General features: G+C 68.0%; 28 protein-coding genes. 14 read left to right on the top strand and 14 right to left on the bottom strand.

Translation table 11 applies throughout. The features are described from left to right. Window positions 1-75: 75 nt before the first annotated feature. From ACO2SS_RS17975 to ACO2SS_RS17955, 5 genes are all read left to right on the top strand, one after another. Complete coding sequence (locus ACO2SS_RS17975; protein ID WP_423279141.1) at window positions 76-1506, top strand: L,D-transpeptidase family protein; 1431 nt, start codon at window positions 76-78, stop codon at window positions 1504-1506. A gap of 327 nt (window positions 1507-1833) precedes the next feature. Next, window positions 1834-2682, top strand: a complete 849-nt coding sequence (locus ACO2SS_RS17970) for a TorF family putative porin (RefSeq protein WP_423279140.1) — start codon at window positions 1834-1836, stop codon at window positions 2680-2682. Window positions 2683-2840: 158 nt separating this feature from the next. Further along, a complete protein-coding gene (locus tag ACO2SS_RS17965; RefSeq protein WP_423279139.1) occupies window positions 2841-4763 on the top strand; it encodes a propionyl-CoA synthetase in 1923 nt (640 codons plus the stop codon). 61 nt (window positions 4764-4824) lie between these two features. Continuing rightward, window positions 4825-5037, top strand: coding sequence for an antitoxin MazE family protein (locus ACO2SS_RS17960; RefSeq protein WP_423279138.1), 213 nt, complete (start codon window positions 4825-4827; stop codon window positions 5035-5037). Between the two features lie 8 nt (window positions 5038-5045). Further along, the gene (locus ACO2SS_RS17955) at window positions 5046-5396 is read left to right on the top strand and encodes a type II toxin-antitoxin system PemK/MazF family toxin (protein ID WP_423279137.1); all 351 of its coding nucleotides are present in this window, start codon (window positions 5046-5048) and stop codon (window positions 5394-5396) included. 10 nt (window positions 5397-5406) lie between these two features. Here the strand turns inward: ACO2SS_RS17955 and ACO2SS_RS17950 are convergent, their stop codons facing one another. The 3 genes from ACO2SS_RS17950 to ACO2SS_RS17940 are packed head-to-tail and all read right to left on the bottom strand — an operon-like array spanning window position 5407 to window position 7312. Continuing rightward, window positions 5407-5619, bottom strand: coding sequence for a DUF1902 domain-containing protein (locus ACO2SS_RS17950; RefSeq protein WP_423279136.1), 213 nt, complete (start codon window positions 5617-5619; stop codon window positions 5407-5409). Window positions 5620-5625: 6 nt separating this feature from the next. Then, window positions 5626-6576: an aldo/keto reductase gene (locus ACO2SS_RS17945; protein WP_423279135.1), complete on the bottom strand. Its 951-nt coding sequence runs from the start codon at window positions 6574-6576 to the stop codon at window positions 5626-5628. A 10-nt stretch (window positions 6577-6586) separates the two neighbouring features. Beyond that, window positions 6587-7312 (bottom strand): DUF1013 domain-containing protein, encoded by a 726-nt coding sequence (locus ACO2SS_RS17940; protein WP_423279134.1) that lies wholly within the window; start codon window positions 7310-7312, stop codon window positions 6587-6589. A gap of 167 nt (window positions 7313-7479) precedes the next feature. On the opposite strand from ACO2SS_RS17940, the gene ACO2SS_RS17935 reads away from it, so the two are divergent. Then, the gene (locus ACO2SS_RS17935) at window positions 7480-7674 is read left to right on the top strand and encodes a DUF1192 domain-containing protein (protein ID WP_423279133.1); all 195 of its coding nucleotides are present in this window, start codon (window positions 7480-7482) and stop codon (window positions 7672-7674) included. Window positions 7675-8003: 329 nt separating this feature from the next. Beyond that, window positions 8004-8549 carry a DUF1465 family protein gene (locus tag ACO2SS_RS17930; protein WP_423279261.1) on the top strand — a complete coding sequence of 182 codons (546 nt, stop codon included), beginning with the start codon at window positions 8004-8006 and terminating at the stop codon, window positions 8547-8549. Between the two features lie 18 nt (window positions 8550-8567). Here ACO2SS_RS17930 and gshB read toward each other — a convergent pair whose 3' ends face one another. Continuing rightward, entirely contained in the window at window positions 8568-9515 is a 948-nt protein-coding gene (gshB, locus tag ACO2SS_RS17925) for a glutathione synthase (RefSeq protein WP_423279132.1), read from the bottom strand. 115 nt (window positions 9516-9630) lie between these two features. On the opposite strand from gshB, the gene ACO2SS_RS17920 reads away from it, so the two are divergent. Next, on the top strand, window positions 9631-10176 hold the full coding sequence (locus ACO2SS_RS17920; protein ID WP_423279131.1) for a phosphonopyruvate decarboxylase: 546 nt from the start codon (window positions 9631-9633) through the stop codon (window positions 10174-10176). A 5-nt stretch (window positions 10177-10181) separates the two neighbouring features. Further along, window positions 10182-10769: a thiamine pyrophosphate-dependent enzyme gene (locus ACO2SS_RS17915; RefSeq protein WP_423279260.1), complete on the top strand. Its 588-nt coding sequence runs from the start codon at window positions 10182-10184 to the stop codon at window positions 10767-10769. On the opposite strand, the gene ACO2SS_RS17910 is transcribed toward ACO2SS_RS17915, so the two are convergent. Together ACO2SS_RS17910 and rsmI are read right to left on the bottom strand one after the other, a co-directional pair. Then, the gene (locus ACO2SS_RS17910; protein ID WP_423279130.1) at window positions 10766-11146 is read right to left on the bottom strand and encodes a YraN family protein; all 381 of its coding nucleotides are present in this window, start codon (window positions 11144-11146) and stop codon (window positions 10766-10768) included. The genes ACO2SS_RS17915 and ACO2SS_RS17910 overlap by 4 nt on opposite strands. Then, a complete protein-coding gene (gene rsmI, locus ACO2SS_RS17905) occupies window positions 11143-12102 on the bottom strand; it encodes a 16S rRNA (cytidine(1402)-2'-O)-methyltransferase (protein WP_423279259.1) in 960 nt (319 codons plus the stop codon). Before rsmI ends, ACO2SS_RS17910 begins: the two co-directional genes overlap by 4 nt. 128 nt (window positions 12103-12230) lie before the next feature. On the opposite strand from rsmI, the gene ACO2SS_RS17900 reads away from it, so the two are divergent. Beyond that, window positions 12231-13427, top strand: coding sequence for a penicillin-binding protein activator (locus ACO2SS_RS17900; RefSeq protein WP_423279129.1), 1197 nt, complete (start codon window positions 12231-12233; stop codon window positions 13425-13427). Here the strand turns inward: ACO2SS_RS17900 and ACO2SS_RS17895 are convergent. Further along, the gene (locus ACO2SS_RS17895; protein ID WP_423279128.1) at window positions 13407-14426 is read right to left on the bottom strand and encodes a GGDEF domain-containing protein; all 1020 of its coding nucleotides are present in this window, start codon (window positions 14424-14426) and stop codon (window positions 13407-13409) included. The genes ACO2SS_RS17900 and ACO2SS_RS17895 overlap by 21 nt on opposite strands. Window positions 14427-14498: 72 nt before the next feature. Further along, a complete protein-coding gene (hemW, locus tag ACO2SS_RS17890; RefSeq protein ID WP_423279127.1) occupies window positions 14499-15662 on the bottom strand; it encodes a radical SAM family heme chaperone HemW in 1164 nt (387 codons plus the stop codon). Window positions 15663-15802: 140 nt separating this feature from the next. On the opposite strand from hemW, the gene ACO2SS_RS17885 reads away from it, so the two are divergent. Then, on the top strand, window positions 15803-16057 hold the full coding sequence (locus ACO2SS_RS17885) for a DUF2312 domain-containing protein (protein ID WP_423279126.1): 255 nt from the start codon (window positions 15803-15805) through the stop codon (window positions 16055-16057). Between the two features lie 54 nt (window positions 16058-16111). Next, window positions 16112-16768, top strand: a complete 657-nt coding sequence (locus ACO2SS_RS17880) for a LysE family translocator (RefSeq protein WP_423279125.1) — start codon at window positions 16112-16114, stop codon at window positions 16766-16768. 13 nt (window positions 16769-16781) lie between these two features. Here the strand turns inward: ACO2SS_RS17880 and ACO2SS_RS17875 are convergent, their stop codons facing one another. The 3 genes from ACO2SS_RS17875 to ACO2SS_RS17865 are packed head-to-tail and all read right to left on the bottom strand — an operon-like array spanning window position 16782 to window position 20155. Beyond that, on the bottom strand, window positions 16782-18302 hold the full coding sequence (locus ACO2SS_RS17875; protein ID WP_423279124.1) for a CHAD domain-containing protein: 1521 nt from the start codon (window positions 18300-18302) through the stop codon (window positions 16782-16784). Between the two features lie 9 nt (window positions 18303-18311). Beyond that, window positions 18312-19352, bottom strand: coding sequence for a glycosyltransferase family 4 protein (locus tag ACO2SS_RS17870; protein ID WP_423279123.1), 1041 nt, complete (start codon window positions 19350-19352; stop codon window positions 18312-18314). Next, complete coding sequence (locus ACO2SS_RS17865) at window positions 19352-20155, bottom strand: UDP-2,3-diacylglucosamine diphosphatase (RefSeq protein ID WP_423279122.1); 804 nt, start codon at window positions 20153-20155, stop codon at window positions 19352-19354. The genes ACO2SS_RS17870 and ACO2SS_RS17865 overlap by 1 nt, the downstream gene beginning before the upstream one ends. 234 nt (window positions 20156-20389) lie before the next feature. On the opposite strand from ACO2SS_RS17865, the gene ACO2SS_RS17860 reads away from it, so the two are divergent. Together ACO2SS_RS17860 and ACO2SS_RS17855 are read left to right on the top strand one after the other, a co-directional pair. Beyond that, a complete protein-coding gene (locus ACO2SS_RS17860; protein ID WP_423279258.1) occupies window positions 20390-20938 on the top strand; it encodes a peroxidase-related enzyme in 549 nt (182 codons plus the stop codon). 81 nt (window positions 20939-21019) lie between these two features. Then, complete coding sequence (locus tag ACO2SS_RS17855) at window positions 21020-22027, top strand: ABC transporter substrate-binding protein (protein ID WP_423279120.1); 1008 nt, start codon at window positions 21020-21022, stop codon at window positions 22025-22027. A 46-nt stretch (window positions 22028-22073) separates the two neighbouring features. Here the strand turns inward: ACO2SS_RS17855 and ACO2SS_RS17850 are convergent, their stop codons facing one another. Genes ACO2SS_RS17850 through ACO2SS_RS17840 form a run of 3 tightly spaced genes read right to left on the bottom strand, consistent with a single transcriptional unit; the run spans window position 22074 to window position 24513 of the window. After that, window positions 22074-22922: an alpha/beta fold hydrolase gene (locus ACO2SS_RS17850; protein ID WP_423279119.1), complete on the bottom strand. Its 849-nt coding sequence runs from the start codon at window positions 22920-22922 to the stop codon at window positions 22074-22076. Next, entirely contained in the window at window positions 22922-23770 is an 849-nt protein-coding gene (locus tag ACO2SS_RS17845; RefSeq protein ID WP_423279118.1) for a prephenate dehydratase, read from the bottom strand. Before ACO2SS_RS17845 ends, ACO2SS_RS17850 begins: the two co-directional genes overlap by 1 nt. Continuing rightward, entirely contained in the window at window positions 23770-24513 is a 744-nt protein-coding gene (locus tag ACO2SS_RS17840) for a 3-deoxy-manno-octulosonate cytidylyltransferase (RefSeq protein ID WP_423279117.1), read from the bottom strand. Before ACO2SS_RS17840 ends, ACO2SS_RS17845 begins: the two co-directional genes overlap by 1 nt. Window positions 24514-24633: the final 120 nt, after the last annotated feature.

The following is a 24633-nucleotide window of genomic DNA, read 5'->3' as shown; positions in this document are numbered from 1 at the left end:
CTGCGTAAGGCTAACGAACCTAAGTATCGGGGCTTGAGGTCCGGACCCGACCGGACCCGAGTAGCGGGGTCAGTCATGAAGCGCCTCCTGATCGGAGCGGCACTCTCGCTCGCGCTTGCCGCCTGCAACGATCAATACGCCTCGACCGGTCGGTCGCTTGCGCCGATTCCGCCCCAGACCCAGGCCCTGATGGCCTCGAAGGGCATGTCGAAGAGCGACCCCATCCTGGTCCGCGTCTTCAAGAAGGAATCCGAGCTCGAGGTCTGGAAGCGCACCGTCGACGGCGAATACGCGCATCTGAAGACCTACCCGATCTGCCGCTGGTCGGGGCAGCTCGGGCCGAAGCGCCGCGAGGGCGACCGCCAGGCGCCGGAGGGTTTCTATACGATCACCCCGGGCCAGATGAACCCGAACTCGTCCTACTACCTGTCCTTCGATACCGGCTTTCCGAACGCCTATGACCGCGCCCATGGCGGGACCGGCTCCTACCTGATGGTGCATGGAAGCTGCTCGTCCCGCGGCTGCTACGCCATGACGGACGAGGGCATCGCGGAGGTCTACGCCCTGGCGCGCGAGGCCTTCGCGGGCGGCCAGCGGGGTTTCCAGTTCCAGGCCTACCCGTTCAAGATGACGGCCGAGAACCTGGCGAAGTTCCGGAAGGATCCGAACATCGCCTTCTGGCGCAACCTCAAGGAAGGCAACGACGTCTTCGAGATCACGAAGCGCGAGGCCAAGGTCGCCGTGTGCGGCGGCCGCTACGCCTTCAACACGGTCGGGAACGGCTGCAGCCCCGATCCGACCCTGGCGCCCGCGCTGGCGCAGAAGGAAGAGCAGGACCGGCAGGCGGTCGCCGACCTCGTCGCGAAGGGCACCCCGGCCACGCGCCTCGTCTACTCCGATGGGGGCCAGCACGAGAGCTTCCGGCAGACCTCTCTCGCCGCCTTCGGCGGAGATTCCGGCTTCGCGATCCTGGACACGCGCAAGCCCCGGAACCTCGGCGACGTGAGCCGTCCCGAGGCCCTGGCGCAGGGTCCGCAGGAGATCCCGATCGGCGAGCCCGCCACCGCGTCCGGCCGGGCGACGACGGTTCTGGCATCAGCCACCACCCGCAAGCCCGCTGGTCGGGCGACGGCCGAGGGTCAGGCAACGCAGGCTTCGCCGATCGTGGTGGCGAGGGCCGAGGCCCAGCCCGCCGCGCAGGCCTCCTCTTCGGAGGAGCGTCCGTTCTACGAGCGCATGCTCGGTGGTGTCTTCGGCAGCGGCGAACCGGCGAAGAAGCCCGACGCCGCCTCTGCCGAGGGTTCCGCCGGCGCGGGTTCGGCAGCGTCGCCGCTTCCGCCACGCCGGACCTCTGCGGCCGTCCCGGCCGGGCGCACGCAGCCCGCTGCCGCGCCGGCAAAGCCGCAGGCCTCGACCGCCAAGCCCGAGCGTCACGTCGGCGCGCCGAGCTTCGTCCGCTCCGCGGCCTATGTCGGCCCGGCTCCGGCCGGCTTTGCCCGCAACTAGCCGCTGCAGGCAGCTCGAATCAGGTCGGAAAGGGCGCCTTGGGCGCCCTTTTTCTTGCGCGCCGCCGCGGCCCCCGCCAGGGCTGTGGCAGATCTGTGTCGCAGTTCTGCAACATCCGACTGAGAACAAGTTGAGCAAAACATTGTTTGCTCAATAAGGCGGCAAGTGCTCGTTCTTTGCCTTTGTCGATTTGTGAAACGCCCATCACGGTCAGCAAATCACAGACGCCGCGACGCGTCGAAGGAGCTGAAGATGGGGTCCGGGCGGGTTAGCAAAGTACTTTTCGGGCTGGGGCTTGCGGCTGGGCTCCTGGCGGGCAGTCAAGTGATGGCCGCCGACCTGCCGGCGAAGACTCTGCCGCCGGAGGCGGTGCCGGCCGAGGCCCCCTTGATCGACTTCGTGTTCGGCGCCCGCATTCAGTCGAACTACATCTTCCGCGGCATCAGCCAATCCGACAATCGTGAGAGCGGCCAAACCTATTTCGAGGCCCAGTATCTCGACAATCTCTTCTACACGGGTTTTGCGACCTACAAGGTCGATCTGCCGACGCGGCCCTCGATGGAGTTCGACCTGACGGCCGGTATCCGGCCGAAATGGGGGCCGGTGACCTTCGACTTCGGCATCATCTACTACAACTACCCGGGCGAGACCCCGCTCTTCGGGGCGCCTCCGCTGGCCAACACGGACTTCCTGGAATTCGCCGCCAAGGCGAACTGGGCCGTGAACGACGCCTTCTCCATCGGCGCGAACGTCTTCTACGCGGGCAACTGGCTCGGCACCCATGCGGACGGCACCTACGTGTCGGGAACGGCCAAGTACGTCATCCCGGCAGACCTCATCGGCCTCGAGGGCTTCTCGGTCTCGGGCGAGTTCGGTCACTACTTCCTGGGCCGAACCGCAGCCCATCAGGGCGGCGTCAACCTCGTCGACTACAATTACGGGAACATCGGCGCGTCCTATACCTGGAAGGCCCTCACGCTCGACGTGCGCGGGCACTTCACGGACCTGAACAAGACGCAGTGCTTCATCAACACAGGCGATCCCCGCGGCATCATCAACGGCACCGGGCGCTCGAACTGGTGCGGCGACGCCGTCGTGGCGACGCTCTCGGTCGATTTCCAGGCCAGCAAGTTCTACGAGCTGATCGGCCTCGAGACGCCCGCCGTGCCACGGTAATCCCCCTTCTTCTCTGGGGGTGGTCCAGGGGGGCGGCGCGACGAGCGCCGCCCCTTTTTCATTGACCGAATGGATGACCCGGCGGGGCTTGCGTTAGCGCAAGACGCGGCGGCACTCCCTCGCGCATAGTTGCGCAAAGCACGGCAGGGAGGCCGCCCATGACCGCATTCTCGGGGAGCCGCTATCGCGAGGTCTATGCGCGGGCCGCGCAGGACCGCGAGGGCTTCTGGCTGGAAGCCGCCCGGGCGGTCGACTGGTTCGAGGCGCCGGCTCGGGCCTTCGATCCGGATGCAGGCATCTACGGCCGCTGGTTCCCGGGCGGCGTGACCAATACCTGCCACAACGCCCTGGACCGGCATGTCGCTTCCGGCCGGGGGGAGCAGGCGGCCATCATCTACGACAGCCCGGTGACGGGCGCGACGCGGCGCATCTCCTACGGCGAGATGCTGGCCGACGTGAAGGTGCTGGCGGGCGTGCTGGCCGAGCTCGGCGTCGAAAAGGGCGACCGGGTCGTCATCTACATGCCGATGATCCCGGAGGCGCTCGCCGCCATGTACGCCACCGCCCGCCTCGGCGCGGTGCATTCGGTCGTCTTCGGCGGCTTTGCGTCCCGCGAGCTCGCGGCCCGGATCGAGGACGCCCGGCCGAAGGTCGTCCTCACGGCATCCTGCGGCATCGAGACGAACCGGGTGGTGCCCTACAAGCCGCTCCTCGACGAGGCGCTGCGCCTCTCGGAGCACAAGGTCGATACCTGCCTGGTCCTGCAGCGGCCGCAGCTCGGGGCTGAGCTTCACGCCGGCCGCGATCTCGACTGGGGCGAGACGGTCGCGGCCGCAGCGGCGCGCGGGGTCTCGGCCGAATGCACGCCGGTGGCGTCCACGGACCCGCTCTACATTCTCTATACGTCCGGCACGACCGGGCGGCCGAAGGGCGTGGTGCGGGACACGGGCGGGCATCTGGTCGCGCCGCTCTGGTCCATGCCGAACCTCTATGGGATCAGGCCGGGCGAGGTGTTCTGGACGGCCTCCGACATCGGCTGGGTCGTGGGGCACACCTACATCGTCTATGCGCCGCTCTTTTTCGGCGCGACCAGCATCCTCTACGAGGGCAAGCCGGTCGGGACGCCGGATGCGGGCGCGTTCTGGCGCGTCTGCGAGCAGCACGACGTCGTGACGCTGTTCACGGCGCCGACCGCGCTCCGCGCCATCCGCAAGGAGGATCCGGAGGGCCGCCTCGTGCGCGAGCGGGACCTGTCCCGTTTCCGGGCGCTGTTCCTGGCCGGCGAGCGAGCCGATCCGGATACGGTCGCCTGGGCGGAGCGCACCTTCGGCGTGCCCGTGATCGACCACTGGTGGCAGACCGAGACGGGCTGGCCGATCGCCGGCAACCCGCTCGGCCTCGGCGGCCTGCCGGTGAAGCGCGGGTCGCCGACGGTGCCGATGCCGGGCTACCTGCTCGAGACGCTGGACGAGGGCGGCAAGCCCCTGCCGCCGAACCAGATGGGCACGCTCGCCATCAAGCTGCCCCTGCCTCCCGCCTGCCTGCCGACGCTCTACAACGACGACGAGCGCTTCCGGCAGACCTACCTGTCGACCTTCCCGGGCTACTACACGACCTCGGATGCCGGCTACCTGGACGAGGACGGCTACGTCTACGTGATGGGCCGGACGGATGACGTCATCAACGTCGCCGGCCACCGGCTGTCGACGGGCGCCATGGAGGAGGTGCTGGCCTCGCACCCGGCCGTCGCCGAATGCGCCGTGATCGGCGTGAAGGACGGGCTGAAGGGCGAGGTCCCGGCCGGCTTCGTGGTGCTGAAGACCGGCATCGACAAGGCGCCGCAAGCCGTCGAGACGGAGCTCGTCCAACTCGTGCGCGACAGGATCGGCCCCGTCGCGGCCTTCAAGATCGCCATCACGGTCGGGCGCCTGCCCAAGACCCGCTCGGGCAAGATCCTGCGCGGGACGATGAAGAAGCTCGCCGACGGCGACAGCTGGACCGTGCCCGCGACGGTCGACGATCCGGTGATCTTCGACGAGATCGCGGAGGCGCTGACCTCGCATGGCTTGCCGGCCACGTGAGGTCGCGATGGCCAAGTCGAGAGGCAGCGCCTAGGTTACATGTAAGGGCCTGGAGCGGCGCATGACGGCAACCCCGAAGCCTCGACTATCGCGTGAGAAGGTGAGGGCGCACCGTGAGCGCCTTCGGAAGCAGGGGCTCAGGCCGGTTCAGGTTTGGGTGCCCGATACCCAAGGGCAGGCATTCAGGGCCGAGGCGCGCCGGCAATCGGCTGCGGTGGCGCGAAGCGAAGGTGGGGAGGACGATCAGGCGTTCATCGACTCGATCTCCAACTAGAAGCCCGAGTGAAACGCGGAGAGGTTTGGACCGTAGCCGGGGCGGGAGACTATGCGGGCAAGCCGCGGCCGGTGGCGATCGTCCAGGACGACGCTTTCGATGGCACAAGTTCGGTGACGGTCTGCGCCTTCACGACAGACCCGACCGAGGCCCCACTACTGCGCGTCCCCGTCGAACCGAACGAACGTAACGGCCTGCGGGCTGCCTCGTCGCTGATGGTGGACAAGGTGACCACAGTGCCACGGTCGAAGCTCCGTGAACGCATAGGCAAGCTCAAGCCCGCCGACCTGCAGCGCCTCAATCAGGCGCTTCTTGTCTTCCTCGGACTGGCGACCCCGGTCCGGAAGCGGTCAGCGTGACGACCTCGCGTCAGGGCAGCCGCGCCTGCTGAATGAGGAACGGGAGCTCGTCGAGAAGCTCCTCTCGCGTGTCGGCGGTCGCCGCGAGGCCCGGCACGCTGCTGGTCTGGACGAACCAGCTTTCTCCGTCCGGATCGTAGCCGATCACGACCTTTTCGCCTGCGATATCCAGGACCGCGTTGTGGCGCTCCGCCCTGAGCGGGCTGTCAGTCCGGTTCGACATGCGCCCTCAGGGGCCGGTGGCGTCGAGCCTCGCCATGTCGTCCGGCGAGAGCGCCAGCCGCGTCGCGGCGACCAAGGTCTCGAGCTGCTTCAGGGAGGTGGCGCTGGCGATCGGGGCGGTGACAGCGGGTTTCGCCATCAGCCAGGCGAGCGCCACGGCGGCAGGCTCGGTGCCCTTCGCGACCGCGATCTCGTCGAGGGCAGCCAGGATCTTCATGCCGCGCTCGTTCATGTAGCGCGGGATCGAGCGCTCGCCGCGCGGGCTCTTCGCGTAATCGGCCTCGGACCGGTACTTGCCCGTCAGGAACCCGGCCGCGAGGGAGAAGAACGGGATGACGCCGACCTCGTTCTCGCGGCAGACCTGCTCGAGCGGCCCCTCGAAGACGGAGCGCTCGTAAAGATTGTATTCGGGCTGCAGGCTCTCGTAACGCGGCAGGCCCTTTGTCTCGGCGAGCCGGAGCGCCTCCGACAGCCGCTCCGCGGAAAAATTCGAGGCGCCGACCACGCGCACCTTGCCGGCCTCGATCAGCTTCGCATAGGCGCCGAGGGTCTCCTCCTGCGGCGTCTCCGGGTCGTCCTTATGCGACTGGTAGAGGTCGATGTAGTCGGTCTGCAGCCGCTTCAGCGAAGCCTCGACGGCCTGTGCGATATAGCCGGCCTTCAGGCCGACCCGGCCTTCGCCCATGTCCATCCCGACCTTGGTGGCCAGGATGATCCTGTCGCGGTTGCCGCGCGCCTTCATCCAGCGCCCGATGATCGCCTCGGACTCGCCGCCCTGGTGCCCGGGCGCCCAGCGCGAATAGACGTCCGCCGTATCGAGGAAGTTGATCCCGTGCTCGAGCAGCGCGTCGAGGAGCGTGAACGAGGTCGCCTCGTCCACCGTCCAGCCGAAGATGTTGCAGCCGAAGCAGAGCGGCGGCACCTGCAGAGGTGACCGGCCAAGGCGACGCAGCTCCATGGTGGGCTCCTCAGACGTCTTCGTCTTCTTCCGTGCGCTTCAGCTGCTTCAGCTTGGCGAAGACGGAGTCGACGTCGATCTTCTCCTCCTCGTTGGTGCGGCGCGGCGACATGTCCCGGAAGCCCTCGTCTCCATGGCGCTCTGCCGCGGTCGACACCTCGGCCGGAAGCAGCGTCTGGCCGGATTCGGCCGCCTCGACGGCGGGCCGGTCCTTGGCGGCGCGCTGCACTTCGAAATCGAGATCGATCTGCGAGCAGAGGCCCAGCGTGACCGGATCCATCGGCTGGAGGCTGGCCGAGTTCCAGTGCGTGCGCTCCCGGATCTGCTGGATCGTCGTCTTGGTGGTCCCGACGAGCCTGATGATCTGCGCGTCCTTGAGCTCCGGATGGTTGCGGATCAGCCAGAGAATGGCGTTCGGACGGTCGTGGCGGCGGGAGACCGGCGTATAGCGCGGGCCGCGCTTCACGCTCTTCATCTCCGGCAGCTTCACCTTCGGGGGAGCCATCTTGAGCCGGTAATTGGGATCGCGCCCGGCCCGATCGATCTCGTCGCGCGTCAGCTGGCCGCTCGTGATCGGGTCGGCGCCCTTGATGCCTTGCGCGACCTCGCCATCCGCAATGCCCTTCACCTCCAGCGGGTGCAGGTGGCAGAACTCGGCGATCTGGTCGAAGGTCAACGAGGTATTCTCGACGAGCCAGACGGCGGTCGCCTTCGGCATGAGCGGTGTCTGAGACATCTTCTTCTCCTCGCAGGGCGCGGGCGGTCCTCGGCAGCCGGACCTCGCTCGTGCCCCGGCTGCGGCTCGACCGGAGCCATCGTCCCTAATTGTGACGGAAGTCGCACCTTCATATAGGCAAGGGCCGGGTCGGCGCAATCGAGCCTTCGGCGAACGGGAGAGGTGCCATGCGCGAGGACGAATTCGGCTTCACGCCGAAGAAGCGGGTTGCACACGAGGTGGGTTGCGACCTCTCGGCCCTGTCCGAGCACGAGCTCGTGGAACGGATCGATCTGCTGAAGACCGAGATCGTGCGACTCGAGGAGGAAGCGCGCCGGAAGGCAGCCTCCCGGGAGGCCGCAAGCGCATTCTTCAAGGCCTAGACTAAGTCCCTAGACCAGCATCCCGCCTGTACTGTTCTGGATCAGACCATCGGGCAGCTTAACAGCTCTTTAAGCTTTCCATTTCATAACTGAATGCGTCCAGTTTTCTGGATCTCGAGTGGCCTGCCACTCTGTTTGATGCCTCCCTGTTAACCACTTCGAGCCGCCCGAAAGGGCGGCTTTTCTTTAGCTCGCCCGCCCTGTTAACCTTGACGATGGGTAAACGAGGCGCCTTCGAGTTGACGGCGCTAGAGTTGCCCTTCGCCGATGGATTCGCGCCGGCCGTCTCGAATCGAGCCGCGATCCGTCACGTGGAGGGGCGTTACGTGTTGAGCCAGCCAGAGTTCGCGTATGAGGCCGATCCGGCTCTCGTCCGGTTCGGAGCGAGCTTCGTCAAGTCAGAAGCGTTCAAGCTCCTGTTTCGCGAGGGGATGGCGCTTGTCGAGGATACGGCAGAGTATCTCGACGGAGCCGGCCGGGCCGATTCGAGCCGGCTGCGGCGCTCCGGCGCTTTGACCTACGCCAGCGAGAGCATGCGGCTGACGACCCGGCTGATGCAGATCGCCTCCTGGCTCCTGGTCCAGAGGGCGGTCGCGGAAGGTGAGATCACGGCCGCGCAGGCCCAGCGCGAGAAGGATCGCGTGCGACTGGCCTCCCAGGAAGCGAGCGTCAGCCCGCAGGAATTCGACGAGCTTCCCGAGCGGTTCCGCGAGCTGGTCGCCCTGTCCCTGCGCCTGCACGCCCGCGTCGTCCATCTGGACACGCTGATCGCCCAGGCGGAGGAGGCGCCGCGTCCGCGCCGTCTCGCGAGCCCGGTCGCGATCCAGCACGACCTCCTGAAGATGGCGTTCGGGGCGAGCCAAGCCGCCCGCTGACGTCGGCGGGTGGAGCTGTCAGCTCCGCCCGAGCCGCCCCTCGATCGCGTCCCAGATCGAGGCCGCGATATCTGGTCCTCCGAGCCGCCTTATGGCCCGGATGCCGGTCGGCGAGGTGACGTTGATCTCGGTCAGATTGCCGTCGATCACGTCGATCCCGACGAAGATCAGTCCGCGCGCCCGGAGCTCGGGACCGATCGTGGCGCAGATCTCGCGCTCGCGTTCGGTCAGCTCCGTCGCGTTCGCGGCGCCACCCCGCACCATATTCGAGCGCAGGTCGTTGACGGCCGGGACCCGGTTCACGGCGCCCAGCGGCTCGCCTTCCACGAGCACGATGCGCTTGTCCCCTTCCGTGATGCGCGGCAGGAAGCGCTGGATTACCCAGGGTTCCCGGAACGTCACCGAGAACAGGTCGAAGACCGAGCCGAAATTCGGATCGTCCGGCATGATGCGGATCACGGCCGCGCCGCCATGGCCGTGCAGGGGCTTCATGACCACCGCGCCGTGCTCCTGGCGGAACTCCTCGATCTCGGCCTTGTCGCGGCTGATCAGGGTGGGCGGCATCAGCTGCGGGAAATGCGTGACGAAGATCTTCTCCGGCGCATTCCGGACGGAGGCCGGATCGTTCACGACCAGCGTCTTTGGGTGGATCCGCTCGAGCAGGTGCGAGGCCGTGATGTAGGCGATGTCGAAGGGCGGATCCTGGCGCATCAGCACGACGTCGGCCTCGGCGAGGTCCATCCGGAACGGCTCGCCCAGGGTCGCGTGGTTGCCCTCCTGGTCGCGGACACGAAGCTCCTCGACCCGAGCGGTCACCCGGCCATCCCGCATGGACATGCGCTCGGGCCCGTAATGGAGCAGCCGGTGGCCGCGCCGCTCGGCTTCGAGAAGCAGCGCGAAGGTCGAATCGCCTGCGATCTTGATGGTCTGGATCGGGTCCATCTGGACCGCGACGGTGAGGGACATGGAGAAGCTCCGGGCAGTTGCGCCGGACAATAGCGGCTCGGGCGCCCGGCGCCAGCGGGTGGGCATTTCCACGGGCCCGGCTTCGCATTAGGGAGAGCCCAGAACGGGAGGAAAGATGGTGGGGGCAGTAGCCGAAGGAGGCGCGTCAGCGGCTCCGGCCGCATGGCCGGGGGAGTTGCACCGGGTGCTCAAGGGGGCGGGTGTCGGACATATGTCCTATGTGCCGGACGCCGGGCACACGGCCCTGATCCGGCTGCTCGAAGCCGATCCCGACGTCGTCTGCAACGTGCTCACCACCGAGGAGGAGGGCATCGCGGTTGCGGCCGGCGCCTGGCTCGGCGGGCAACGCTCCGTGCTGCTGATGCAGTCGAGCGGCGTGGGCAACTGCATCAACATGCTGTCGCTGCCCGCGATCGGCCGCTTCCCGCTCCTGATGCTGGTCACGATGCGGGGCGAATGGGCGGAGTTCAATCCGTGGCAGGTCCCGATGAGCCGGGCAACGCAGCCGACGCTCGAGGCGATGGGCGTCCGCGTGATGCGGGCGGAGACGCCGGAGGATCTGGTCGAGACCGTGGGGGCGGCCGCCGCCCTCGCCTACGAGGCTGACGGGCAGGTCGCGGTTCTTCTCGGCCAGCGGCTTCTCGGCCGAAAGAAGTGGTGAGCGCCATGCCTGAACAGGGATTGCTGGACCGTCGCGAGGCCGTCGCGGCACTATTGGCCGAGCGCGGCGACCTCCTGGTCGTCACGGGCCTCGGCTCGCCCACCTACGACGTCCATGCCGCGGGCGACCATGACGGGAATTTCTATCTGTGGGGCGCGATGGGCGGCGCCGCGCTGGTCGGTCTCGGCCTCGCGCAGGCCCAGCCCGGTCGCCCGGTGCTCGTGGTGACGGGGGATGGCGAGCAACTCATGGGGCTCGGGGCGCTAGCCACGATCGGCGTCGCCCGGCCCCGGAACCTCACGATCGCCGTGCTGGACAACCAGCATTATGCCGAGACCGGCATGCAGGCGAGCCACACGGCCAGCGTCGACCTGGTCGGCATCGCCGAGGCCTGCGGCTTTGCCGAGGCTCGAACGCTGCGGACGGCTGACCAGATCGCCGCGGCCAGTGCCTCGCTCGGCCGTCCTGCCGAGGGGCCGCGTCTCTTGGTGGTCAGGATATCCCCCGAGAACCCCCCGCGCTCGCTCCCTTCCCGCGACGCGGTCCATGTGAAGAACCGCTTCCGGGCGCATCTCGGCCTGCCCCAGGGCTAGCCGCCGAGATCGAGCTGGAAGGCTCCCGGCATGTGCCGGGGAAACGACCCCGGCGCGAGGAAGACGGCGTCCGCCCGCAGCGTGAGCCCGGCGAGTTTGGGGTTGCGCGTCAGCCAGGCCCGGGCGGCGCGGCCGAAGCGGCGCCGCTTCGCGCCATCGATGGAGCCGAGCGCCGCCTCCATGCTCGCGCGGGCCTTCACCTCGACGAATGCGATCGTGCCGCCGCGCCGGACGATGAGGTCGATTTCGCCGCCCGCGGCGGAATAGCGGCGGGCGAGGGGGACGTATCCCTGGGCCAACAGCCACAGGAGCGCCACGCGCTCGGCCCCGCGGCCCCGCAGATAGGTGAAGACGCGGCGGCCGGCGGCCGTCCTCACCCCAGCGCTTCCTTCGAGAGCGCGAGCGCGCGTGCATAGACGTCGCGCTTCGGCAGTCCCGTCTCGCCGGCCACGAGGGCGGCTGCGTCCTTCACGCTATGCTGCTTCATCGCCTCGCGCAGCTTGTCGTCCATCGTGGCGCGCGTCTCGGCCTCGCGCGTCTCGGCAGTGGCTGGCGCGATCAGAAGCACGATCTCGCCTTTCGGCTGCGGCTCCTCCGCATAGGCGGCCGCGAGTTCGGCCAGCGTCCCGCGCCGCACGGTCTCGTAGAGCTTCGTCAATTCGCGCGCGACCGTCGCGGCCCGAGGCCCCAGCACGGCGGCAGCGTCGGCCAGCGACTCGGCCAGACGATGCGGCGCCTCGTAGAGGACGAGGGTCCCAGGAATGTCGGCGAGCTCCGCGAGGCGCGTCTTTCGTGCGGCCGACCTCGCGGGCAGGAAGCCCTCGAAGAAGAACCGGTCCGTCGGCAGCCCCGAGACGACGAGCGCGGCCAGAGCGGCCGAGGCGCCGGGCAGGGGTACAACCGGGAGGCCTTCCGCGATCGCGGCCTCCACCAGCCGGTACCCGGGGTCGGAGACGAGCGGGGTTCCGGCGTCGGAGACGAGCGCGAGCGCCTGCCCTTCGCGGATCCGGTGGATCATCCGCTCGCGCACCGCTTCGTTCGAATGCTCGTGATAGCTCACGAGGGGCGTCGTGATGCCGTAATGGGCGAGGAGCGTCCGGGTCACCCGCGTATCCTCGGCCAGGACCGCGTCCGCGGCCGCGAGGATCTGGAGGGCGCGCAGGGAGATATCGCCGAGATTGCCGATCGGGGTTGCGACGACATAGAGGCCGGCCGCGATCGGCTGTGCCTCGGCCGCCAGGCCAAAGGCCGTGAAGGTTGCCGGGCCTCGGCCAGGGGCAGGGCGCCCCTCCTGCCCGGGGCGGCGCGTGCGATTGTCGATGACCTGGACCATCGGGCTTGTGTGCCATGCCGCGCGACCGAACGGAACGGCATGGACTTTCATCCTTTTTTGTCCATGTCGCCGGATAATGTTCCGGTCTACCCTGGTCAGAAGGGGAGAAGGGTTTTGACGAGGACACCGTGACCGCCCCCCTCTCGCGACGAATCGCCCTGTCCGGGCTCCTCGGGGCCTCGGCCGCCGCACTTGCATCCTGCGGCGGCGTGATGGACCCGGGCCGCGGCCGCCCGAGCGCTGCCATCGACCCCCTCGCGGATACCCCGCCATCTGCCGGCCCGACGATCGGCACCGGACCCGTGAAGGTCGCCCTGATCCTGCCGCTGGGCGGTACGGGGCAGGGCGCTTCCGCCGCCGCCTCGCTGCGGAATGCGGCGGAACTCGCGATGTCCGAAACGCAGAATCCGGAGCTCACGATCCTGGTGAAGGACGATCGCGGCTCGGCGGAGGGCGCCCGCGAGGCCGCGAACGCGGCTCTGGGAGAGGGCGCGGAACTGGTTCTCGGCCCGCTCTTCGCGCCGGCCGTGGCGGCCGCCGGAACGGTGGCGCGCGGGCAGAGCAAGCCCGTCATCGGGTTCTCGACGGATGCCGGCGTCGCCTCGCGCGGCGTCTACCTGCTCAGCTTCCTGCCCCAGAACGAGGTCGACCGCATCATCGATTACGCGGCGTCGCAGGGCCGCCGCTCGATAGCGGCGCTGGTTCCGGAGACGACCTACGGCACGGTGGTCGAAGGAGCCTTCCGCGAGGCGGCTTCCCGTCGGGGCGTGCGGGTTGCGGGGCTTGAGCGCTATGCGCCGGGCCAGCCGGCTGCCGCCGTGTCGCGGCTCGCGCCGCTCTTCTCCGGGCAGATCGATGCGATCCTGATCCCCGCCCCCGGCGACGACCTGCCGGCCATCGGCTCCGCTCTCCAATCCGCCGGCTTCAACCCCTCGCGCGTTAAGCCGCTCGGGACCGGGCTGTGGAATGATCCCCGGATTGCGAGCGTGCCTGCCATACGGGGCGGGTGGTTCGCGTCGCCGGACACGGCCGGCTTTGCGGCCTTTGCCGGGCGATATCGCGCGCGCTTCAATGCGGAGCCGACCCGCATCGCAACCCTCGCCTATGACGCCGTCTCGCTTGCTGCGGCACTGGCCCGGCAGCAGGGCGCAGGGCGGTATTCAGAAGCCGTGCTCCAGGCCCCGACGGGGTTTTCGGGCGTGGACGGCGTGTTCCGCTTCAGGCCTGATGGGACGAACGAGCGCGCGCTCGCCGTCAATGAGGTCCGGGGCGAGGGGGCCGTCGCGATCAGTCCGGCCCCAAGATCATTTGCCTCCGCGGGCTGAGCTCGCTCTGCGAGTGCGGCTTGGCCGGAGGGCCGGCCCGCTCCAGGTGACCTGCAGGGCGGCCTTGCCCGGTTCGGCGGGATCGCCGAACAGGCGCACGCCGTTCCGGCCGGCCGATTTGGCGGCGTAGAGGGCCTCGTCTGCCTCGGCGAACAGGCCCGAAAGCCTGCGAAGATGCGGGCGACCGATCGGGGCGGCGCCGATCGACACGGTGAGGTCGACGAGATGGCGGTTCCACAGGATGGGCTCGCGCAGGGCGTTGCGCGCTCGTTCCAGTACGGAGCGGGTCCTCGCCGGCTCGAGGGGCGCGCGCAGCAGGACCGCGAACTCGTCTCCGCCGATGCGCGCCAGCGTGTCCGCATCGGGAAGATTCTTTCGCAGCCGCTCCGCGACTTGCCTGAGGCACTCGTCTCCCGCCGCATGACCGTAGCGGTCGTTGATCTGCTTGAAATTGTCGAGGTCGATCAGAGCCAGTGCGGCGACATCGCCGTGGCGGATCTCGTCAGCAACTACCTGCCGGTAGCGGGTATCGAAGACACGGCGATTGAGGAGACCCGTCAGAGGGTCGTAATCTGCCAGGCCACGAAGGCGAGCCCAGGCCTCCTTTTCACGCGTGATGTCCTGCTTGGCGCCGAAGAGCCGAACGGGCCGCCCGTCCCGGTGCTCGATCCCCGCCGATAGTCGCATCCATCGAGGCTCGCCGCGCGTGGTTCGAATGCGCGCATCGAGCGTGAAGCTACATCCGGTTGCGATGGTGCGTGCGCGCAGGAACTCCATCTCGTCCCGCGATTCGTCCGTGTAGAGGCTGAGGATCGCGGCCCGTTGGGGACATGCCTCGACCGGATGTTCGAAGAGCCGATGGACTTCCTCGGTCCATGTCAGCCGCCCGGTTGCCAGATCGCATTCCCAGCCGCCGATGCCGGCCATCCGTGCCGCCTGCATGTAGAGGCGCGCCGGACCGGCGTCTCTCTCCAGCGGCAAGCCCGTCCCATACTGCATCCCGCCCTTCGCCTCTTTCGAGCCAAGTCGACGGAAACTAACCCCTCGCGGCTTAAGCCTGGGTTGCCGCGATCAGGCGGCGAGATCGGCCACGACCGCGTCCAGAACCGGGAATCCCGCGGGCGTCACGGCAATGCGCGACCCGAGATGGCCGGCGATCAGGCCGTCTCCGACCAGGTCCGACACGCGGCGGGAATCGAGGCGCCGTCCCGCGAAGGCGCGATAGCGCTCAGGGTCGATGCCCTCGCGCAGGCGGAGCCCCATGAGGAGGAACTCATCTGCCGCTTCCTCGGAGGTGAGCGTCGTGAACTCGGTGAGCCCGTGCCCGTGCTTCTCCACCCGGTCGAGCCAGGTCTCGGGATGCCGCTCCGTCGCAGTCGCGATCCGGCCATTTGGGGCGACGACACGGCCGTGAGCGCCGGGGCCCACGCCGACATATTCGCCGTAGCGCCAGTAGACGAGGTTGTGCCGGGATTCGGCCCCTGGGCGCGCGTGGTTGGAAATCTCGTAGGCGGGCATGCCGGCCGCCTGGCAGACTTCCTGGGTCAGATCGTAGAGGATTCGGCCTGCTTCCGGATCCGGCACGGTCAGGCGGCCCGCCGCATGGAGCTTCTCGAACCAGGTGCCCGGCTCGATCGTGAGCTGGTAGAGCGACAGGTGCTCGGCCGCATGGCCGATCGCCTCGCGAAGCTCGGCCGCCCAGGCCTGCGGAGACTGGTTGGGCCGGGCGTAGATCAGGTCGAAGGAGTAGCGGTCGAAGGTCTTGCGCGCGATCTCGACCGCGGCGAGCGCCTCGGCCACCGAATGCATCCGGCCCAGCCGGCTGAGATCCGCGTCGTTCAGGGCCTGCACGCCGATCGACAGGCGGTTCACCCCGGCGGCCCTGTAGCCGCGGAAGCGCTCGGCCTCGACGCTGGTCGGGTTCGCCTCGAGCGTCACCTCGGCGTCGGGCGCGACCGCCCACGCCGCTCCGATCGCGTCTAGGACGGCCCCGACCGTCTCCGGCTTCATCAGCGACGGCGTGCCGCCGCCGAGGAAAATGCTGGTGACCGTGCGGCCGGGCGTGAGCGAAGCCGCATGCGCGATCTCGCGCGCAAAGGCGGACGCGAAGCGCGGCTCGTCGATCCCGGTCTGCCGGACATGGCTGTTGAAGTCGCAATAGGGGCACTTCGCGAGGCAGAACGGCCAGTGCACGTAAACGGCAAAGCCGGCGTCGCGAGTCGGGTGGTCGAGCATCTTCTCAGCCTAGCACAAATCCGTCGGGCAGGGTGACGCGCCTTTGTGGCCTTGACGACGCGGGGTCCGGGCGGGCAGGCCGCATCTTTGCTTTTCGAATCGTCGACCGGCGCCCCGCCGGGTGTAGGAGTTGGTGGATCATGGCCGCAGACGTCGCGGATACCGGTGTCGCAGCCGACGAACTGAAGCAGTTCATCGAGCGGATCGAACGCCTCGAGGAGGAGAAGGCCGGTATCGCGGGAGACATCAAGGATGTTTTCGCCGAGCTGAAGGGCCGCGGCTTCGATGCCAAGGCCGTGCGCCAGATCCTACGCATCCGCAAGAAGGATCATGCCGAGCGGCAGGAAGAAGAGGCAATACTCGAACTTTATATGCAGGCCCTCGGGATGGTGTAAGGCCGGGACGGCACGCAGCCGTCTTTGCTTGTTGCGTCGGCCGCCGCCGTGTGGATGGCTGGGATCGATAGCTTCGCGGTCGGGACCTGGCCAATGCTGAACCCGGAACTCTTCCTCGCCTTCCTGCTGATCACCTTTGTCCTGATCGTTACCCCGGGACCGATCGTGACGCTGGTCATCGCGACGGGCGCGACCCGGGGCCCGAGGGCGGCACTCGCTACGGTACTCGGGACCGTCATCGGCAACGGCCTGCTCGTGGGTTCGATCGCGTTCGGCCTGAGCTGGGTCCTGAAGAGCTCGGTGCTGCTGTTCGAGGTCATCCGCTGGGCCGGAGCCGCCTACCTTATCTGGCTTGGAATCCAGGCCTGGCGGGGTGCCGGGAAGGCCGCGCAGCTCGCCTCGCCGCCCGACAAGGTCTACTTCTGGCGTGGTTTTCTGGTCGCCCTGTCGAACCCAAAGACGATCGCGTTCTTCACCGCCTTCCTGCCGCAATTCGTCGACCCCAACCTGCCTGCGGAGGTTCAGCTCCTGGTGATGTGCGCGGTTTCGGTGCTGATGGCGGCGGCGCTGGACGCCTGCTGGGCCGTGGCGTCGGGCCTTGGCCGGACGTGGTTCATGAAGCCCGCGCGGGCCAGGCTCCTCGGCCGCGCATCCGGCGCTGTCCTCATCGGCGGCGGCGTATGGCTCTCGCTTCTCCGGCGTCCTGCCTGACCCGCGCTCGTGCTCAGGCGAAGTCGCGCCAGAAAGGCTTTTTGTCCGAGAAGCTGGAATGCGCCGCGACCGCGGCCTCCAGCAGCTCCTGTTCGCGGCTCTCCTCGTCGAGCACGGCTTCCAGCGCGAGGGTTCCCTCCTCCGCATGATCGGCATGGAGCGCCTTCGCCGTCTCGAAGTCGTTCAGCTCGCCGAGGGCTTCCTGGAGGTGCTCGGTCGCCGAAAGGAAGGCCTTGAGCCTCTTCTTGTCCTTCTTGCCCTCGACCAGGCCTGAGAAGAATTCGGCCGCGTAGCGCAGTTTCTTCGCTTCGATTCGGACCTGATGGCGCGCCTCCGCGTCGATCCCAGCGAGATCGCGACCTCTTCGCCTGACCCGGCGACGGCGCTTGTCGAGGATCGCGGCGGCCAGTTCTTCTACGGGCCGCGCGAGACGCGCATCCTCCGCCTTGCGCCAAGCCCCGTCCTCGGCCCAGGCAAGCAGATCCAGCATGAGGCCGCGATAGCGCTTCGACGCAAACGCCTTGGCGACCCGATCATAGGCGGCCTCGCGATCCGCCCTGAGTTTCGCGATCCAGTCCGGGTCCGGTTCAGGCTGGCCCTCCTCGGGCGCTTCGGCTCGCGCAAGGTAGACGTCGAGGTTGCGGGCCTCTCCGAGGTGGCTCGAGAAGCCGCGCAGCAATTCGCGGATCCTCTGTGACTCCGGGTCGGCCAGAAGATCCTTGAACAGCGACAGGGCGGAGCGGAGCCGGCGTATCGCGACGCGCGCCTGGTGCAGCGCCTCCATGCGCCGCGCCTCGACGACGCCCGCCTCGTTCAGGCGGAAATGGCGGATGCAGGCGCGGATGATCGCTGCGACGGCATCTGCCGTCGGGGTGCCTCGCCGGAGCTTCACCGCTTCCGCTTTGTGGAATTCCGGCCTCTTGCCACCCGAGGCGAGAAGGTAGCCGTACTCGGATTTCGGAAAGATGCCGATCTTCAGGCTGCCGGCGGATTCCAGACCTCGGGCGAGGGCGAACAGATCGGCAGCGCTGCCGCGCTTCAGCTCGAGTTCGAGTTCGGCGATCATCCGCCCGGTGCCGTCTGAAGCGATCGTGCCCGCGTCGAGCGCGACCTCGATCGAGGCCGCGTCGCTCTCCACTTCCCAGGTCGTGCGCTCGACCTCGACCGAGAACATGGGTTGGAGCCTTCCGACCCCGTCCCGGCCGAGCAGCTTTTTCAGGGGCGTCTCGGCTGCCGCCGCCGGGTCGAGCTCCTCGCCTGCGACCTCAGTCTCCCACTCCGACCGGTCGAAGAGACCGATACCGGGCCCGTTATCCGCCCGCTTGACGGTCTGGACGACCTTCCCGCCGGCGGAGCGGAGCCGAAGGCTGAGGCCCTCGTTCCGCAGGGTTTGATCGGGCGTGTCGAAATAGACGGAGTTCAGCTGCTTTCGCGCTGCAGGCTCGCCCAGCGTCTTGGCCATGTGCGTCCGCAGGCGGGCCAATTGCTTCGGGCCCACCTCCAGCTTCAACTCCAACTCACGCGGTTCAGACATGGCGCTCGCCTAGCCGGCCGAGCGTAGCACGAGTGCACGAGGCGTCGACACCGGCTCCCTGAGAGGGACAACATGCGAGAGAAAGGCGCTGGCGCTTTCCTCCCACGAATGGCGGAGCGCAAACACCCGGCAGCGCTCCCGCGGGATCCGGAGCGCCGCAAGGGCCGCCCCTTGGAGATCATGATCGAGCACGGCCACGCCGCTGCCGGCGAGCACGTCCCGTGGGCCCGGGGCCGGAAAAGCGGCGACGGGAACACCCGAGGCCAGCGCTTCGAGAAGCACGATCCCGTAGGTGTCGGTCAGGCTCGGAAACACGAAAGCGTCCGCTGACGCGAAGATGCGGGCGAGATCCTCTCCCGTTCGGAGACCGAGAAAGACGGCCTCGGGATGCGCCGACTGCAAGAAGGTGCGCTGCGGGCCGTCGCCGACGACGAGCTTGGTTCCCGGCAGGTCGAGGGCGAGAAAGGCCGGAAGATTCTTCTCCACCGCGAGCCTGCCGACGAAGAGGAAGATGGGGCGGGGCAGGCCGAGGGTGGCGGAGCGGGGGCGAAACAGCGCCGTGTCCACGCCTCGCGCCCAGACCTTCAGCCGCTCGAAGCCGCGGCTTTCGAGCTCGCGCGCGAGGCTGGCGGTCGACACCATGGTGGCGGAACCCGCATTGTGGAACCGCCGCAGCCAAGCGTAGCTCCAGGCGAGAGGGATCGGCGCCCGGACCCGGAGGTATTCGGGAAAGCGGGTGTGGTAGCTCGTCGTGAAGGCGAGGCCGTTGCGAAGGCAGAACCTGCGCGCCGCCATGCCGATGGGGCCTTCGGTCGCGACGTGGATCGCGTCGAATCCCTTCTCCTGCACGAAGGAGGCGACCCGGCCTGCCGTCGCGAAGGAGAGGCGGATCTCCGGATAGGTCGGCATCGGCGCGGCCGCGAAGGCGGCCGGCGTCAGGAACGTCGTCTGGACGCCCACCCGGGCGAGAGCGGCGGCGGTCTCGTCGAGCGTCCGCACGACCCCATTCACCTGGGGGGCTGCCGCGTCGGTCGCGACGAGCAGGCGCATCAGGCCGCAGCCGCTTCCGCGTGAGGGGCAGCGAGCTTCAGCCTGGCCTGCCGCGGCGTCAGCGCCGTCCAGCGGATCAGCTCGAATTCGCCGTCATAGGTCTCGGCGAGAGCGGTGCAGCTCTCCACCCAGTCGCCGCAATTCATGTAGCGGATGCCGAGGTGGTCGTGGATGACGGCGTGGTGGATGTGCCCGCAGATGATGCCGTCGACGCCGTGCCGCCTCGCCTCGTTCACGAGGGCCGCCTCGTAATCGCCGATGAAGCTGACGGCGTTCTTGACCTTCAGCTTCGCCCATTGGGAGAGCGACCAGTAGGTGAGGCCGAGATGCCGGCGGGCGAGGTTGATGTAGCTGGAGACCAGGAGGGCGGCCTCGTACGCCCAGTCGCCGAGGAGCGCGAGCCATCGCGCATGCCGCACGACGACATCGAAGTCGTCGCCGTGCACCACGAGATAGCGCCGGCCGTCGGCTGCGACGTGAATGGCCCGTGACACCACCTCGACCCCGCCGAAATGGGTGCCGAGATAATCCTTCAGGAATTCGTCGTGGTTGCCCGGGATGTAGATCAGCCGGACATGTTTGCGGACCTTGCGCAGCAGCTTCTGGACGACGTCATTGTGCTCCTGCGGCCAGAACCAGCTCTGCTTGAGGCGCCAGGCATCCACGATGTCGCCGACGAGGTAGATCGTGTCGCTCTCGACCTCGCGCAGGAAGTCGAGGAGCAGGGCGCTCTGACAGCCTCGGGTCCCGAGATGGACGTCCGAGATGAAGACGGCGCGGTAGCGGCGGTTCTGAGCCTGCACGTCCCACCCTGAGATTCGGGTTCGGTTCCTCCCTCATGTCAAATCGCGATTGCAGAGATGTGACACCCCCTCTGCGGTCGCGGCGGCAACCGGCGTCGTCTATCCTCTCCGGCAGACAGGGAGGCCGGGATGGCGAAGGCTAAGCCGCAGCGCGAGCATCAGGACCGTGGCGCGAAGGAGGGGAGGAAGCCCGAGGTGGGCGAGCGGCCGGCCCGGCAGGTGGACGATCGCCCGATGGCGCTCGACCTGCCCCGCGGCGAGCTCTCGTCCGAGATGGAGGGCTACTTCGCCAAGTGCGACGAAAAGATCGGCTATGTGCCGAACGTGCTTGCCTCCTACGCGCATGACAACGCGAAGCTCGAAGCGTTCGCGGCCATGTACAATGACCTGATGTTGGCTCCGTCCGGGCTGTCCAAGCTCGAGCGCGAGATGATCGCCGTCGCGGTCTCGAGCCAGAACCGCTGCTATTACTGCCTCACGGCGCATGGCGCCGCGGTCCGCCAGCTCTCGGGAGATCCGGTTCTGGGAGAGCTCATGGTCATGAACTACCGGGCGGCGGAGCTCTCGCCCCGGCACCGGGCGATGCTGGATTTCGCCGTGAAGCTGACCGACACGCCTTGGGCGATCGAGGAGGCGGACCGGGCGGCCTTGCGGTCATCCGGCTTCGGCGAGCGCGACATCTGGGACATCGGCGCGGTCGCCGCATTCTTCAACATGTCGAACCGCATGGCATCCGCGGTCGATATGCGGCCTAACCCGGAGTACCACGGACAGGCCCGCTGACGGCCGTAAATCACAATTCGACGGCGATATTTGATTTTGCTTCCGAGGTCCCTATGTGGATTCCGAATTCAGGGATCTTCCATGCTCAAGAGCTTTCTCGCGGCGGCCGCCGGCGCCGCGCTGGCCGTCTCTGCCGCCTCCGCCCAGACCGTCCCCGCGCGGGTCGGCGTCATTCCCATCGTGGGTGCCGCCCCGATCTTCGTGGCGAACGGGCAGGGGTGGGCCAAGGAGGCCGGCCTCGACCTGAAGTTTACTGTGTTCGAGTCCGGGCCGAACATGATCCAGGCGCTCGCCTCGGGCACGATCGACATCTACGTGGCGGGCGTCATGCCGCTCGCCGTGGCGCGCGCGAAGGGGATCGAATCGAAGGTCGTCACCGCGACGGCGGTCGAGGAAATGGTTTTCGTCGCCGGGCCGAAGCTCGCCTCGTATTTCAAGGAGGGCGTCGCGCCTGCGCAGGCCCTGAAGGATTACCGGGCGAAGGAAGGAAAGCCGGCGCGGCTCGCCGCCCAGCCCCCGGGATCCGTCCCGAACACCACCTTGCAGCACTGGCTCTGGCAGGTCGCCAAGGCCGACAAGGCCGATGCCGAGATCGTTTCGATGGGCATCGACGCCACGCAGCAGGCTGTGCTCGTCGGCGCGGTCGAAGGCGCGGCCATTCGCGAGCCTGCCCTGACTATCGTCCAGGGCCGCAATCCCAACATCAAGCTCGTCGCGACCGGGGGGCAGATGTTCCCGTCTCAGCCCGGCACGGTAGTCGCCGTGACCCCTGCCTTTGCCAAGGCCCATCCCGAGAAGGTCCAGGGGTTGGTGGATGCTCTCGTGAAGGCGGAGAAGCTGCTCAAGGACAAGCCTGACGAGGCAGCTCCCTTCGTCGAGGCGGCGCTCGGAAAGGGCATCGTCGATCTTGCGACGATCAGGAAGGCGCTGACCTCGCCAGCCTCCCGCTTCGTGACCGACCCGCGCGTCATCGTGGACGCCACGGCCAAGATGCAGGATTACCAGGTCTCGATCGGCACGCTCGACAAGGCCGCGCCGCTGGATGGCCTGTTCGATCCGAGCTTCTTCGAGAAGTCGGCCGCCAAGTAGACGCGGTCGTGCAAGCGGCCGGACGAGCCTGTCCGGCCCGCACCTCTTACGCCCGAAGGTGGCTGAGGAGGCCCGCGCTGACGGAGAGGTGTTCTTCGTGCTGCACCCAGTGGCTCGCGTCCGGGAACCACGTGATCGCGCCCGCATCGCACATCGCGAGGCTCGCCTTTGCCAGACCTGACGCGAGCGCCCCATCCCGCTTGCCCCAGAAGATGCGGGTCGGCGCGCGGACGCGGCCGACGGGCGGCGTCTTCCGCTGCACGAGGGCACGGTACCAGTTCAGCATCGCGGTGATCGCGCCGGGTTGGGACCAAGCCTCGCGATAGCGATCCAGATCCTCGTCCGAGAACGTGCCGCGCCTGCTCGTTGCCGTCAGGGCGCGGCGCAACGCGCGATAATCGCCCGCCGCGAGCAGCCGCTCGGCAAGGCCGGGCATCTGGAAGAGGGCGACATAGTAGCTGCGCAGGAGCTGCGTCGGATGGCGCCGGATGAACGGCCAGACGACGTCAGGGTGCGGCGCATTCGCGATCGCAAGGCGTTCAATGCGCTGCGGATGCGCTGCCGCAACCCACCAGGCGACGATGCCGCCCCAATCGTGTCCCACCAGATGGAAGCGATCGTGCCCATATGCGTCCGCGAGGCCGATCACATCCGACCCGAGGATCGGCAGGCGATAAGCCCCGATCCCGGCCGGCTTGTCGCTTCTCGCATAGCCGCGCTGGTCGGGAACGGCCACGCGAAAACCCGCTTCGGCCAGCGGCCCGACCTGATGGCGCCAGCCATAGGAGAACTCCGGGAAGCCGTGCAGCAGGATGACGAGCGGTCCATCCTCGGGTCCGGCCTCGACCACGTGGAGGTCGAGGCCGCTCACCCGATGGATCCGCCCGCTATCCATCAGGTGCTCGTGTCCAGGCTCTTCCGGAAGGGATGCGCCGGGAAGACGCCGAGGATCCGGAATTCACGCGAGAAGAAGGCGAGTTCCTCGAGCGCGCGAGAGAGGGCCGCATCGTCCGGGTGGCCGTCGACCTCGGCGTAGAACTGGGTTGCCGTGAACTGGCCCTCGACCATGTAGGATTCGAGCTTGGTCATGTTGACGCCATTGGTCGCAAAGCCGCCGAGGGCCTTGTAGAGCGCCGCCGGCAGGTTGCGCACCCGAAAGACGAAGCTCGTGACGGTCGGGCCGTTTCCAGCCGGCGCCCAGCGCTCCTCCTTCGAGAGGACAATGAACCGCGTCGTGTTCGAGGCCTCGTCCTCGACATCCTCGGCCAAGACGTTCAGGCCATAGATCTTGGCGGCCATGCGCGGCGCCAGCGAGGCGCGCGTGCGATCGCCTGCCTGCGCAACCTCGCGGGCGGAGCCTGCGGTGTCGCCCGCCACGACGGGTTTGAGGCCGAGCCGGCGGATGATCTTGCGGCACTGCCCGAGCGCGTGGATGTGGCTGTGAACCGTCTTCAGCTCCTCCGCGACCACGCCCGGCAGCGCCATCAGGTCGAAGTGGATCGGCAGGAAGTGTTCGCCGACGATGTGGAGGCCGGAGGTCGGCAGAAGATGGTGGATGTCCGCCACGCGTCCCGCGATCGAGTTCTCGATCGGGATCATGGCGAGTTCCGCCTCGCCCTCGTTCACGGCCGCAAAGGCGTCCTCGAAGGTCGCGCAGGGAAGGGGCTCATGGTCGGGCCGGGCCTGCGAGCAGGCCGTATGCGAGTTCGCGCCGGGCTCGCCCTGGAAGGATATCTTTGCCATCACCGTAAAGTCCTGCCGGACAGAATCGCCCGGGCCCGCTCGAGATCGTCCGGCGTATCAACGCCGAGCGGCACCGTGTCGACGATCGTCGCATCGATCCGCATGCCGGCTTCCAGAGCCCGGAGCTGTTCCAGCTTCTCGCGCTGCTCGAGCGGGGAGGGAGGGAGCGTCACGAAGCGCTGGAGCGAGCGCCGGCGATACGCATAGAGGCCGATGTGGTGGAGGAGCGGCCCGTCGCCCCAAGGCGCCGTAGCGCGTGTGAAGTAGAGCGCGCGCAGTCGGCCGGTCGCCACCTCGCTGCCCACCAGCTTCACGACTGAGGAGGCCGTCCTCTCTTCGTCACGCGTGATCACCACCGCAAGCGTCGCAATATCGACCTCCGGGTCGGCAAGCGGGGCGATGCAGGCCGCGATAATGCCCGGATCGATGGTCGGCAGGTCGCCCTGCACGTTGACGATCAGGTCGTGGCGTCCTTCCGGATCGACCATCTCGACCGCTTCCCAGATCCGGTCCGAGCCGGAGGCATGGTCGGGACGGGTCGCGACAGCCCGGCCGCCTGCGACACGTACGGCGTCCAGGATCTCGGGCGCGTCGGCCGCGACGACGACAGGGCCGATGCCCGATTCCAACGCACGTCGCCAGACATGGACGATCATGGGTTCGCCCGCTATTTCGGCGAGCGGCTTGCCGGGCAGGCGCGTGGCGCTCATGCGCGCCGGTATGAGGACGAGCGGGTCTGACACGGCAGGTGCTTGGAAAGTCGCCGGGCTGTAACAGCCGCGCGCAGCGTTGTCATCCGAGCGCTGCGACCACGCGCGTAGTCTGGAACCGTTGTCAATCCGGCGGAAATGCGGCTAAGCAAC

The sequence above is a fragment of the Enterovirga sp. CN4-39 genome, assembly GCF_049446235.1.
Classification (GTDB): Bacteria; Pseudomonadota; Alphaproteobacteria; order Rhizobiales; family Beijerinckiaceae; genus Enterovirga.
This window is presented reverse-complemented; position numbering and strand designations above follow the sequence as displayed.